Origin of the sequence: Pedobacter sp. D749, from assembly GCF_019317285.1 — a bacterium.
Classification (GTDB): Bacteria; Bacteroidota; Bacteroidia; order Sphingobacteriales; family Sphingobacteriaceae; genus Pedobacter.
The window spans coordinates 1478357-1491382 of sequence record NZ_CP079218.1; the positions used below are offsets into that span (position 1 = coordinate 1478357).

Here is a 13026-nt window from a genome sequence, read left to right on the forward strand (position 1 = left end):
TATTAGTGAACACCGTGCATCCATTTGCGCAGAATAGGGCTTATGGCAAACATAATTAAACCTGCTACAATTGGTATTATGGTGAATATTAGGAAGAAAGTGGAAATTGAATAAGCGGCGCTTATTTTGTCAATTAATGATCCTGTAGCTCCGGCCAGGTAGTTACCAATGGCAGTACAGGTAAAAAATACACCAAACATTAAACCCACAAGGTTCGAAGGTGCAAGCTTACTTACATACGATAGTCCAACGGGAGAGATACATAACTCGCCAACAGTATGGAAGAAATAGGCAAAAATTAACCAGAATAAACTTACTTGTGCTGAAGTGGCTCCTTGTGGAATAGACGAACCGCCATAAGCTAAGCCTGCGAAACCGATGCCTACAAAAATTAAACCGAAACCAAATTTTACAGGCCCGCTTGGGTTAAATTTGGTTTCCCATATTTTGGAAACGATAGGCGCCAGTGATACGATAAAGAATGAGTTTAATACACTAAACCAGGAAGCCGGAACTTCGGTACTTACCGAGCCCATTTCTCTGCTTACTTTCCAGATGGCCAATACCCAGATAATGGCAAAACTCAATAACGTAAATAAAATAGTTGCCGGATATTTCTTGAAAATTTTGCCCGCTAATGAAAACAGCACAAAAGTTACGGCTACCAATGGAAATATGGTCAGGATGGCATCTACCCATTTAAAGGTTGTAGCTGCTCCTCCTGTTAAGTTTCTTAAGGTATAATCTTTTGCGAAAATCGTCATCGATCCGCCTGCCTGTTCAAATACCATCCAGAAGAAAATGGTAAAAATAGACAAAATGGCGATTACCCATAAACGTTGACTTCTAACTTTTTTAGGAATTTCTTCTATCGTTGGATCTGCTTTTTCTACCGCTTTAGTTTTATCTACTGCCGAACCGATTACCCCAAATATTTTTTGTGCGAAATAAAACTGTAGCATTCCGAAAAGCATAAATACACCGGCTAAGCCGAAACCATAATGCCAGCCTACTTTTTCGCCGATATAACCGCACATCAACATCCCGATAAATGCACCGGAATTAATACCCATGTAAAATATGGCATAAGCACTATCTTTTTTATCGCTAATAGGAGGGTAAAGTTTACCTACAATTGAAGAAATATTTGGTTTAAAAAATCCGTTACCAATAATTAATAAAAGCAAACCAACATAGAAAAAATTGGTGCTAACCCCTTCAAGAGCCATTGCGGCATGACCGAGGGTCATGATAAAAGCACCGATAATCACCGCTTTTCTATAACCTGTAAATCTATCGGCAATTAAACCACCAAGTATTGGTGTAAAATATACCAAACCGGTATAAATAGCATAAAGTTGTAAGGCTTCAGGCCTTGGCCAACCCCAACCGTTTTTGCTCAAATCGCTAATCAGGAACAAAACCAAAATGGCCCGCATTCCGTAATAACTGAATCTCTCCCACATTTCAGTAAAAAAGAGTACAAAAAGGCCAACCGGATGGCTAAATAATTTTTCTGGAGAAACGCCTTGACTGGTTAAGTGGAGGTCTAGTTCCTTATCATGGTCAATACTAATGGTTTCATTAGATGTTTGCATAAAACATTTGTTGGTTTTAGTTTATGAATTCAGAATTTGTGTGTTGTTTAAGCTAGTTAGCAGGGCGCAATATAGTGAGCGATTGCCAAACTCACAAATTTTTAAGTAAGGAGTAAGGTAAATGGTTTGTTAAGAATTAAAACTTTCTGATGGGTTTAACATTTTTCTTTGGGTCTGCATAAAGCTCATCACTCGAATTTGGATCATTGTTAAGCGTAATATCTTCTTGCAATTTCAGCCTTCCGCCGATAATTTTAAAGCCATCAAAAGTGCCGTCTGATCCATAATATTCAAACTTTCCCTTAATTTCAGGATCAAAAGAAGCAAGATGGTCAAATACAATCATGCCTGCTTTCAGATCCGTTTTTAAAGTCATTGCATTTGATTTGGCATACTCAAATATGATCCTGTTTTTTCCTTTTAGTTCTTTGCCATCAAAAACGGGAGCGCCAAAAGTGAGGTTATCCTTATCGAAAGAAAGAATATCGATTACCTTTTTGGTCGTTATTTGGGTATTACCCTTCCAGCCTAAAAGTATATAATAAGGCAATCGGTTTCCACTGGTTACCGGAACAATTTCATAATACCTGGCACCAAACCATTTCTGATTATTGGTAATGACGTTGGGATCGCCAAGATTATCGGTTTGATCGATTAAGGGGTAAAGTTTCAACGCGCCGCTTTTTGTATTCATCTGGACGGCGCCATAATAGCGGTATGTACCGTTTTCGAGCAGTACATACCAACTTAAAATTCTAAAAGCCTGATCTGGTGATTTAATTACAGATACATTTTTAAGCGAATCGAAAGGATAAGAAAAAGAATTGGAGACTTTTAAAGCATCAACCAATGTTTTTACAAAACCACCGTTTATTTCTAATTTTTGAGCATCGTTTTGCGCAGCAACAACTCTTGCCGATATTTTAATCAGTGTATCCTGGAAAACATTTAAAGTGTTTGGTGATTGCTGTGCTTTTAGGTTTAAGCTCAGTGTTCCAATGATTAAAAGGATGTAAAATCTGATAACTTTCATACAATCAAATACGCCATACGCTGCAAAACCAAAGATTATAATTTCTCGATAACGAGGGCACTTGCACCACCACCACCATTACAGATTCCGGCTACGCCGATTTTTCCGTTATTTTGCGCCAACACCGAAAGTAAGGTAACTACAATCCGGGCGCCCGATGCGCCAAGTGGGTGACCTAAGGAAACGGCACCACCGTTAACGTTAACCTGGTTATCGTTTAGTTCTAAAAGTTGGTTATTTGCGATAGAAACCACAGAAAATGCCTCATTGATCTCAAAATAATCTACATCTTTTATGTTGATACCGGCTTTATGTAAAGCTAAGGGAATTGCTTTTGATGGTGCAGTGGTAAACCATTCTGGTGCTTGTTGCGCATCAGCGTAACCCAAAATTTTAGCTAAAGGTGTTAAACCTAGCTCTTTTGCTTTATCTGCACTCATTAAAACCAATGCTGCTGCGCCATCGTTTAAAGTTGAAGCATTTGCTGCAGTTACAGTTCCATCTTTTTTGAAAACCGGTTTTAATGACGGTATTTTATCAAATTTAACAGCTGTGGGCTCATCGTCCGTATCAACTAAAGTAACCTCTCCTTTACGGTCTTTAACCTCAACGGCTATAATTTCACCAGCAAATTTACCTGAAGTTTGTGCGGCTTGTGCTCTTTTGTAAGATTCGATGGCAAAATTATCCTGTTCTTCGCGACTAATCTGGCATTCGGTAGCGCAAAGTTCGGCTGCAGAACCCATGTGGTAATCGTTGTAAACATCCCAAAGGCCATCTTTTACTAAACCGTCTGTAACCTGTCCGTGGCCCAGACGATAACCGTTTCTTGCCTTATCCAGGTAGTAGGGAACATTGCTCATGCTTTCCATACCGCCGGCAACAATAATTTCATTATCGCCATTTGCAATACTTTGTGCGGCAAGCATGATTGCTTTTGTACCCGAAGCACATACTTTATTTATGGTTGTGGCAGGTAAATCTGGCAATCCGGCTAATTTTGCAGCCTGTGTAGCAGGTGCTTGTCCAACGTTAGCCGATAAAACATTGCCCATATATACTTCCTGGATCTGTTCTGGTTTTAGTCCAGCTTTTTCAATGGCTGCTTTAATGGCAAAACCACCGAGTTGAGTAGCGGAAAATTGAGCTAATGAGCCTCCAAAGCTACCTATAGGCGTTCTCACAGCTGATACAATAACAACTTCTTTCATGTAAACTAATTTTTATGAATTTTTGGTTAGGCCGCTAAGTTAGTTAAACCTCGCAGGTTTCCAAAACCTGCGAGGTTTAAAAATAACGTGGAAAAATGATTTTAGCACATTTGAAACAATAAGTTTTATTAGGTTTTTGAAAAGGTACTGTAGTGTTTCTTGGGCTTATTCAGTCCTGCTGTTCGCTGTAGCCCTCATTCTTCGGGGCTGTCGCTGCCATCAGGTTTAAATTACCTTGGCTGGTGCTGTTTGGGTAGAAATAAAAACCTCGCAGGTTTCTAAAACCTGCGAGGTTTAAAAATAACGTGGAAAAATGATTTTAGCACATTTGAAACAATAAGTTTTATTAGGTTTTTGGAAAGGTACTGTAGTGTTTCTTGGGCTTATTCAGTCCTGCTGTTCGCTATAGCCCTCATTCTTCGGGGCTGTCGCTGCCATCAGGTTTAAATTAAATGGGTTTGGTGGTGCTTTGGGCAGAAATAAAAACCTCGCAGGTTTCTAAAACCTGCGAGGTTTAAAAATAACGTGGAAAAATGATTTTAGCACATTTGAAACAATAAGTTTTATTAGGTTTTTGGAAAGGTACTGTAGTGTTTCTTGGGCTTATTCAGTCCTGCTGTTCGCTGTAGCCCTCATTCTTCGGGGCTGTCGCTGCCATCAGGTTTAAATTAATGGGTTTGGTGCTGCTTGGGGCAGAAATTAAAACCTGTGAGGTTTAAAAATAACGTGGAAAAATGATTTTAGCACATTTGAAATAATATGTTTTATAGGTTTTTGGAAAGGTACTGCAGTGTTTCTTTGGGTTTATTCAGTCCTGCTGTTCGCTGTAGCCCTCATACTTCGGGCCTGCCGCTGCCATCAGGTTTAAATTACCTTGGTTGGTGCTGCTTGGGTTTGGTTGCTGGGTGGAGGAAATTTATTAATGTACAAACCTATCAGGTTTCTGAAACCTGATAGGTTTAATTTAAACTGTGGGTTCGCGTTAGGGATTGTAAGGGTTCAGTACCGATCCTTCATCGGTACCGGAGCGAAGCGCAGCCCTGAAAAAGCCCGACCCTTGCGTAGCTTGGGGAACGCCCAAATATTAACAGACTTCCGAAGTTTGCTGATGCCCTGGGCTTGAAAACTTCGGAAGTCTTGCTTTTATTCCTCTTTCGCCTTGCCTTTCTTTCTCGATTTTAATGCCTGCGTGAGTAGAAACTCGATCTGCCCGTTCGTACTTCTAAACTCATCGGCAGCCCAGGTTTCTACTTCTTTTAATAAAGCAGGACTAATTCTTAATACAAAAGCTTTTTTATCTTTCTCCGCCATTCTTATTGTATTGCTTGTATATTATACCTCGTTTTTAAATTAATCAAAAACATCTCCTGATCTTCTATTTTATTAGAACTGAACAACAGTTTTTTGCCGTTTTTAAATTCCAGTTGTAATCCTCTGTTTTTATCGTTTAATAAATAAGCCTTATCTTTAAATTTAAACCAGAGCCGGTTTTTTACTCCATAGCCCCCGTATTCAGAAAATGCATCGTACTTTTTGATGTACGCTTTTTCAATACGCTCCCAACGGAAATGACTTAATGTTAAGTGAAAAGGGGAATACCGGAAAGAAACCTCTTCAGCTGTTATCTTTAGGGTGAGCTTGTGCTGTTGCACTAAAAAAATGATTAAAAACGGAGATAGGAGCGCTAAAACCGGGGCGAAGCACATCTCTTTAAGTTCAGCGATACTTAAGCCATTATTATGGAAAATAAGTAGGGCCGCTGTTGGAAATATAGTGGCTGCCGTAACCAGATAAAGCCACCAGATCTTCAATCCATGTTTTTCTTCAAATTCCATTAGCTTAATTATACAAGGTTCCGGTGTTTACTACAGGTTGTACATGGCGATCTCCGCATAAAACCACCAATAAATTGCTTACCATAGCTGCTTTACGCTCTTCATCCAGATCAACAATCCCTTTTTGTGATAATTTCTCTAATGCCATTTCTACCATACCTACGGCGCCTTCTACAATTAATTTACGGGCTGCAATTACTGCTGTGGCCTGTTGGCGCTGTAACATGGCGCTGGCAATTTCCGGCGCATAAGCCAAATGCGAAATCCTGGCCTCTAAAACTTCGATGCCTGCGCGCGATAAACGTTCGTTCAGTTCGTTTTCTAAAAGTTCACTTACTTTTTCAGCGCCATCTTTTAAGGTAATACTGGTTTCTTCCCCTTCAGCATGGTCGTATGGGAAGATATTGGCTAAATGCCTTACAGCAGCTTCACTCTGGATGTTTACATATTGCATGTAGTTTTCTACAGAGAAAACGGCTTTGGCAGTTTCGTTTACTTTCCAAACCACCACAGCGGCAATTTCGATCGGGTTGCCAAGTTTATCATTAACCTTTAACTGCTGCCCGTTTAAATTGTTGGCTTTTAACGATAAGCGTCTTTTTGTGGTTAGTGGATTTACCCAGAAAAAACCATCGGCTTTTACCGTACCGATATATTTTCCGAACAGGGTAAGTACCATCGATTGGTTGGGGTTAATGATTAAAAAGCCCGGAAATAGTAAAAATATATCTATGGCTAATAAAATCCCTCCCCAGAAAAAAAATTCTGAAACAAAACAGAAAATGGAAGCAGCCAGCAATAATATGCTTATTGCGAATGTTAAATAGCCAGATGGCGGATTGATAATTTTTTCTTGATACATAATTGATATTAATTTGATATCATAAAGTAAAATATAAAATCTGGTAATTGCAAACAAAACCGGTAAAATGTATATTAGATAAAAATGCTATTTTTGACAGTACAATAATTACATCGTTTTGGCTAAAATCAAGAGAAATTCACACAAGATCCTTTACCGGAAATATTCATCAAACCTGAAATATGTGATGATGATATTTACCGTTTTCATTATTACGCTATTCCTGCCCAAACAACCCCGGTTTAGATATGAGTTCGAAAAAAATGCGGTATGGAAAAACAAGGATCTGATTTCGCCTTTCAGTTTTGCTATTTTAAAAACCAACCCGCAGGTTAGTGCAGATAAAAAAAATGCCTTAAAAGATATTTTGCCCGTTTACCAATTGGATAGGGGCATTACTGCAAATGCATTGGAAGAGTTTGCCAATGAATTTGATGTGAAATGGAAATCAAAACAGCTTAATGAAAAGGACAGGGATGTATATAAAAGTGCTGCCTATAAATTGTTGCAGCGTATTTACCAGAGAGGAATTATTGGTTTAAATGTGAAACACCAGGCTGGTGGTAAAAACTACGACTTTTCTTTGCTTGAAAATAATGTGGCACAGGAGAAAAATACACAGGATGTTTTTACCGCAGAATCGGCCCTGATGTTTTTTAAAGATAATTTTAAGGCTCCTAACCAGGTAATGGGTGATCTGGTGGCAAACCTCGCAATTGATCATATTACTCCAAATATTGTATTTGATGAGCGGTTAACGCAAACCATACAAGACAATACAGTTAACAATATCTCTACTACGAAAGGGATGGTGCAAAAAGGAGAACTAATTGTGGCCAAGAATGATGTGATTGACGAAGAAATTTATCAGAAACTGGAATCTTACAAAGCTACTTACGATGCACAAACCAAAACTATCGGCAGCAGGGCATTGGTTTACCTGGGGCAGGTGATATTGGTTGCTTTTATATTGGCTATTTTAATGTCGTTCCTTTTTCTTTTCCGGAAGGATATTTTTGCCGATAACCGTCAGCTCTCCCTAATCCTCATTGTAACCACGGGGATGCTACTTGCTTTAACCTGGGCCATTAAGATGGAAATCCCAAGTTTATACTACATTCCGTTCTGTGTGGTACCTATTATCATCAGGATCCTGTTTGATACGCGTTTGGCACTTTACCTCCATATGCTGGTGATTTTAATTGCCGGTTTCTTTGTGGCCAATAGTTTCGAATTTGTATTTTATCAGGTTACTGCGGGTATGGTTGCCATATTCAGTATAAAAAACTTCGTCAAACGCGAAAGATTCCTGGTTTCCGCCTTATTTATTCTACTGGCTTATTTTGTTTCTTTTGTAGGCATTGCCTTACTGCGCGAAGGATCTTTCCGCGAAATAGAATGGTTGAACTTTATTCCTTTTGTTTTTAGCGTACTTTTATCGCTTTTGGCTTATCCGTTAATTTACCTGTTCGAACGTATTTTTGGTATTACTTCGGATGTGGCCTTAATTGAGTTGACCAATACCAATAATAAACTGTTAAGAGAGCTTGCTTTTAAAGCGCCTGGAACCTTTCAGCACTCTTTACAGGTAGCCAACCTTGCTGAGGCTGCGATATTTAAAATTGGTGGTAATTCTGTGCTGGTAAGGGCAGGGGCTTTATACCACGATATTGGTAAAGTAGACAATCCACAGTATTTTATTGAAAACCAAAATACGGCTGTGAGTCCGCATGATAAATTACCTTATGAGCAAAGTGCGCAGATCATTATTCAGCATGTGCACAAAGGAATTGAAATTTTAAGAAAAAATCAGATTCCTGAAGCGATTATTGATTTTATCAGAACGCACCATGGAAATACCCGGGTTGATTATTTTTATCAATCGTTTTTGAAAAATACACCTGAAAAATTTGTCGACGAAAACATTTTTCGCTACCCCGGACCAATACCTTTTAGCAAAGAAACGGGTGTGTTAATGTTAGCCGATTCGGTCGAAGCTGCCTCAAGAAGTCTGAAAAATCCCGATGCGCAGAACATAAATGATATCGTTGAACGTATAATTAACTACAAATTGGAGCAAAATCAGTTAGATGACTGCGATTTGACGCTAAAAGATATTGAGACTATCAAATTGATATTCAAGACGATGCTGATGAGTATCTATCATGTGCGTATAGATTATCAACAAATTTTATAATTTTTTTTTGTTGGATAACTTGTTTTACTATATTTGCAGACCTCAAAACAACGCCGGTAGGGCAGAAAAGAGAGGTTTGAAGGAGAGGTGCCTGAGTGGCCGAAAGGAACAGTTTGCTAAACTGTCGTACTGGTAACGGTACCGCGGGTTCGAATCCCGCCCTCTCCGCAAAGAATAAAAATTTGCAAATAAAAATGGAATTGTCAATTTAAATTCGTTACTTTGCAATCCCTTCGAAAAAGGGAAATAAAAAAAGAAGATACCAAGTTCGGGATGTAGCGTAGCCCGGTATCGCGCCTGCTTTGGGAGCAGGAGGTCGTAGGTTCGAATCCTGCCATCCCGACAAAAAGTTGATCCACTTTTAAAACAGGATTAAAAGATCGATACCAAGTTCGGGATGTAGCGTAGCCCGGTATCGCGCCTGCTTTGGGAGCAGGAGGTCGTAGGTTCGAATCCTGCCATCCCGACACAAAATGTTAAAAACTGAAAAAAGAGGCTTTTGCCTCTTTTTTCGTTTATACAGCATCAATGCCTTATTGCGGATCAAGCAAAAAAGGGATCAAGCGTAAAAGTTGGGGAGTTGAGAAGTTTATTTAATTTTGTACAACATTATTATTTTGGACAGCTCAATACTATCATTAATACTACCAGAAGGGTTAACTGAATACTTTGAACTTGATAAGTTCGAACTTTCTGAAGGTTCTTATCATATGTTGCATGAGTGATTTTAGTGTTTAAGTCTCTTATACGCATTGATTTATTTTATTGATTATCAATTATTTATATCATTTAATGCCTTTTGGCTAAATTTGTTTACCCTTTTCCCTGAGCGTTTTTAACCAGATGTATCAATAATATCGTGTGACATTAAAATTGATTGATATGCGAGGCAGCAACACGTTTGGTATCCAATTCGTAGTTAGGATACCTAAATAACAAAAGAACGATCAGGCCACCGTTTTTGCCCGTATTTCAGTAAACGGCAGATGTTGTGAAATCTCCTTGAAAAAGAAAGTGAACCCTGAACAATGGACGATGTTAAAGGCAAAGCCCGTGACACAAAAGAAGAAACCCGTAAACTCATGACCACATAGAAAGGATACGAACATTGATTGTGGACGGTTACCACAATTTGGTACAGCAAAAGAAAACCGTTACCGTAGATGCTGTTAAAGCTTTATTCCTAGGTACCGATCAAAGCGAATATACATTAATTAAACTAGGTGAATACCATAACCGGGAATTGCTGGATAAGCTCGCTAAAGGTGCCATGAAAATATTATACTAAGCATAACTATATCCAAAAGTTCCTAAAGGAGAAGTGCCACCGTGCCGAGATTAGCCTTAGTGAGCTGAATGATAAATTTATCCTTGACTTTGAAAGCTATCTAAGCCGCCATCATCCTAAAGACCACCAAAAACCGTTGACCTATAACGGTATCATGAAACACATGGAACGGCTTTGCAAAATGGTGACCATGGCTGTCACCATGGACTGGATAGAAAAAGATCCTTTTGCCAAATACAAATTACACTTCGATAAAGTGGAACGGTTCTATCTGACCAAAGAAGAACTGGTGGTTATGGAGAAAAAGAAATTCCGTATCGAGCGTTTACAGATCGTTAAAGACCTTTCTATTTTTAGTTTTTACACGGGCTTGACGTATATCGATACAATGAATATAACAAGCGATATATCGTTAAAGTCATAATGACGAGGACAGGCTGTTCGCCAGCGAGTAGAAAACAGATATCGATGTCAGGATGACCTTATTGCCGCAAGCAGAGGCATTGATCAAAAAATATAAAGATCATCCCAAAGCTGTAAACTATGGTACCTTGTTCCCGGTGATCTCCAATCAGAAAATGAATGCCTACCTGAAAGAGATCGCTGACGTGTGTAACATCAAATAAAGATATTATTTTTCATATTGCCCGGCATACATTTGCCACTACGGTGACCTTAAGCAATGGGGTTCCGATTGAAAGTATATCCAAGATGCTGGGTCATACGACCATCCGTACAACACAGACCTATGCCAAAGTGGTTGAACGGAAATTAAGCGAAGACATGGCTAATTTTAAAAAAAAAGGTTGCGGGCTTAGAATATTTACCATAGCGTTGATGCAGAAACACTATGGTAAATATTGTTAAAAGCAAGTACCCAATAAACCTTGAACACAATGCGTAATAGTTCAACTTATAATTGCTGTTAATGCAGATATTTTTTAGAAGTTACCAGCGTCTACGGCTCTCGTGCTTTCATATCGTATAGCCAATCGTAATACCTATCCGCTGATTTCTCAAACTATCTCCCTATTGATACCATTAAGGCAGGGCATCAAATTAGCTATACTGGCTCTTCCATTAAGCTGTAAGGTGAAATACTCCAGGAACTCCTATCCCAGTGTTACATTAAATCTCTAATTTACCTGCTTTCTGTAGATATATTCTTAATCATTACAAACTGGGCCGTCGTTTCTAAAGGCTACGCTACATTCATCCTTGGATCTGATATCTCCCAATAATATCACGATCCGAGTTCCAGTCCCCCCGATTCCATAGGCGCGGTACGGTCCTGCACTCAACAGTAATTGCTTCACCCAGAGCTTAGGCCTATAAAGCAAATTGACCTGTAATTATATGTATAGTTAGCCTTGACCTTAAAATTATTTGCTGCACCGTAAAAACCGCCACTTTCCTGTTTGAATCCTTTGAGCGTATAAAAAATCCGGGCTGGATTTAAAACTCACCAAACTAAAGGGAAATCCAATATAAGCCCAATGTGTAAACAAAGAATGTTAAAATATTTTATTTAATTTTTGGATCTATCAGTACAAATCTGCCCCTATCAATAATACATGGGAAGATTGTAACATTGATAGTTTTTAAAAATTTAAGGACATGGTGCTTAAAAAGATTCGCCTCCTCTTTGACATCCAATTGACTTGATATGCTAGACATCCCTTCACTGAAATTTAAATTAACTTCTGTAAGATTATGTACGTTGAATAATGCTGCTTTGACTTTAAGATAACTTAGAATCATTTCTTTAAGGTCCTCTTCAAAAAAAACAGGTACAAAGATAACTTCTATGTCGTAATATTTACCACTATATAAGTTAAAATACTCCAACGCTTCATTATAACATGGATGACAAGCTACATCATAAAAGATTAAAACGTAATTGTTGATAGAGCAATTCTCGATGAGCATTGAATTAATTTTCAAAATCGAGCTTAAGAAGTTATCTAATTCATCATTCGGAATATCCAACATGTTTCGGTTCATAATGTCAATATCTCTTTTTATTCTTTTTTTATTAAGGTACTCTCCAATTAAGTATCCACAAATTAAAAAACAAACACTGAGCAATACTGATAACGTAAATCCAACGAATATTAAATTCCAAATTGATGCCTTTTGGGTTAAATTCTTAATAAAAACATGATTAGAAATTATATTAATAAAGTAAAAGCTATAGAAAATCTGTAAAGAAAGGCACTTTAAGCAAACGTTTTTCCGTAAAAATAGGTTATAGAAAAACAAAACTATATTAAAGGACAATCCAAAATAAACGATTAAATTAAAAATGGTTTTCAGCCCAAGGTTATTACATATATTAAGCTGATATAAAAATATATTTATAAAAGTCAAAAAGAAAAGACCTGTTGTAGCAAGATTAAAGTGGCTTGACAAGCTTGTGATTTTAGATATATTACAATCTAATCCAGGGCCAGAGCATACACTTCCTTCATTAGGAGTAAATATATAATCGAATTTATATTGAGCTAATTTAAAATAGAGAAATACCGATAACGTAAAATTTATTGAGTAGAAGAAAACACCAAAATATTGAACTAACGTTTGTATAAGTATAAATAATACTAAATTAGTTTGATAATAGTTCAAGCTGATAACCCTGCGAGGGAGAGCATAACTATTATCAAGCAAAAGTATTACTATCCCCTCCATTTCAGACATAAATTTATCTCTGGAATACGGAATATAAAAATTAGTAGTAGACAAATAAATATAAACTTTATCTCTACTCAGCTCTTTAACTATAATAAGACTCTTTTTTTTAAAATCATAAAAGAGAAACGAAAAATTTATAACCTGATCTTGCAAATTATTTAAATCAGAAAATGTGCATAGAATATTTTCTGATAAACAAAAATCAGTTAAAGAATCTATGTCAAGGGAATTGACAGAACCGAAATTATCTGGAATTTCAATTTTGAAATATTTTTTAAAAAAAAAGGAAAATATATTTTTCAAATCGAAGA

12 protein-coding genes and 3 tRNA genes are annotated in these 13026 nt (G+C 37.6%); 8 read left to right on the plus strand and 7 right to left on the minus strand.

Annotation, left to right across the window (positions count from 1 at the left end; genetic code table 11):
* Window positions 1-2: 2 nt before the first annotated feature.
* The 6 genes from KYH19_RS06075 to KYH19_RS06100 form a co-directional block, all read right to left on the minus strand.
* Entirely contained in the window at window positions 3-1598 is a 1596-nt protein-coding gene (locus KYH19_RS06075; protein ID WP_219077975.1) for a peptide MFS transporter, read from the minus strand.
* 136 nt (window positions 1599-1734) lie between these two features.
* The gene (locus tag KYH19_RS06080) at window positions 1735-2631 is read right to left on the minus strand and encodes a hypothetical protein (RefSeq protein ID WP_219077976.1); all 897 of its coding nucleotides are present in this window, start codon (window positions 2629-2631) and stop codon (window positions 1735-1737) included.
* 35 nt (window positions 2632-2666) lie between these two features.
* Complete coding sequence (locus KYH19_RS06085; RefSeq protein ID WP_219077977.1) at window positions 2667-3842, minus strand: acetyl-CoA C-acyltransferase; 1176 nt, start codon at window positions 3840-3842, stop codon at window positions 2667-2669.
* 1143 nt (window positions 3843-4985) lie between these two features.
* Entirely contained in the window at window positions 4986-5153 is a 168-nt protein-coding gene (locus KYH19_RS06090; protein ID WP_083488688.1) for an Arc family DNA binding domain-containing protein, read from the minus strand.
* A gap of 2 nt (window positions 5154-5155) precedes the next feature.
* Window positions 5156-5677 carry a hypothetical protein gene (locus tag KYH19_RS06095; protein ID WP_219077978.1) on the minus strand — a complete coding sequence of 174 codons (522 nt, stop codon included), beginning with the start codon at window positions 5675-5677 and terminating at the stop codon, window positions 5156-5158.
* A gap of 4 nt (window positions 5678-5681) precedes the next feature.
* Entirely contained in the window at window positions 5682-6539 is an 858-nt protein-coding gene (locus KYH19_RS06100) for an SPFH domain-containing protein (protein ID WP_219077979.1), read from the minus strand.
* Between the two features lie 118 nt (window positions 6540-6657).
* On the opposite strand from KYH19_RS06100, the gene KYH19_RS06105 reads away from it, so the two are divergent.
* The 8 genes from KYH19_RS06105 to KYH19_RS24180 all read left to right on the plus strand — a co-directional run bounded on the left by KYH19_RS06105 (window position 6658) and on the right by KYH19_RS24180 (window position 10891).
* Complete coding sequence (locus tag KYH19_RS06105) at window positions 6658-8736, plus strand: HD family phosphohydrolase (protein ID WP_370630290.1); 2079 nt, start codon at window positions 6658-6660, stop codon at window positions 8734-8736.
* Between the two features lie 81 nt (window positions 8737-8817).
* A tRNA-Ser gene (locus tag KYH19_RS06110) sits at window positions 8818-8904 on the plus strand.
* Window positions 8905-9005: 101 nt separating this feature from the next.
* Window positions 9006-9079: transfer RNA gene (locus KYH19_RS06115), tRNA-Pro, on the plus strand.
* A gap of 50 nt (window positions 9080-9129) precedes the next feature.
* Window positions 9130-9203, plus strand: a tRNA-Pro gene (locus tag KYH19_RS06120).
* A 529-nt stretch (window positions 9204-9732) separates the two neighbouring features.
* Complete coding sequence (locus tag KYH19_RS24165) at window positions 9733-9822, plus strand: hypothetical protein (RefSeq protein WP_255562632.1); 90 nt, start codon at window positions 9733-9735, stop codon at window positions 9820-9822.
* 251 nt (window positions 9823-10073) lie between these two features.
* On the plus strand, window positions 10074-10448 hold the full coding sequence (locus KYH19_RS24170) for a phage integrase SAM-like domain-containing protein (protein ID WP_255562633.1): 375 nt from the start codon (window positions 10074-10076) through the stop codon (window positions 10446-10448).
* Window positions 10449-10500: 52 nt separating this feature from the next.
* Window positions 10501-10650: a hypothetical protein gene (locus KYH19_RS24175; protein ID WP_255562570.1), complete on the plus strand. Its 150-nt coding sequence runs from the start codon at window positions 10501-10503 to the stop codon at window positions 10648-10650.
* Between the two features lie 43 nt (window positions 10651-10693).
* Window positions 10694-10891: a hypothetical protein gene (locus KYH19_RS24180; protein WP_255562571.1), complete on the plus strand. Its 198-nt coding sequence runs from the start codon at window positions 10694-10696 to the stop codon at window positions 10889-10891.
* Window positions 10892-11548: 657 nt separating this feature from the next.
* Here the strand turns inward: KYH19_RS24180 and KYH19_RS06130 are convergent.
* The gene (locus KYH19_RS06130; RefSeq protein ID WP_219077980.1) at window positions 11549-13018 is read right to left on the minus strand and encodes a hypothetical protein; all 1470 of its coding nucleotides are present in this window, start codon (window positions 13016-13018) and stop codon (window positions 11549-11551) included.
* Between the last annotated feature and the right edge of the window lie 8 nt (window positions 13019-13026).

Coding starts and splice junctions, on each gene's coding strand:
- KYH19_RS06075 (WP_219077975.1), bottom strand. CDS start 1,598: ATGCAAACATCTAATGAAACCATTAGTATTGACCATGATAAGGAACTA.
- KYH19_RS06080 (WP_219077976.1), bottom strand. CDS start 2,631: ATGAAAGTTATCAGATTTTACATCCTTTTAATCATTGGAACACTGAGC.
- KYH19_RS06085 (WP_219077977.1), bottom strand. CDS start 3,842: ATGAAAGAAGTTGTTATTGTATCAGCTGTGAGAACGCCTATAGGTAGC.
- KYH19_RS06090 (WP_083488688.1), bottom strand. CDS start 5,153: ATGGCGGAGAAAGATAAAAAAGCTTTTGTATTAAGAATTAGTCCTGCT.
- KYH19_RS06095 (WP_219077978.1), bottom strand. CDS start 5,677: ATGGAATTTGAAGAAAAACATGGATTGAAGATCTGGTGGCTTTATCTG.
- KYH19_RS06100 (WP_219077979.1), bottom strand. CDS start 6,539: ATGTATCAAGAAAAAATTATCAATCCGCCATCTGGCTATTTAACATTC.
- KYH19_RS24175 (WP_255562570.1), top strand. CDS start 10,501: ATGACCTTATTGCCGCAAGCAGAGGCATTGATCAAAAAATATAAAGAT.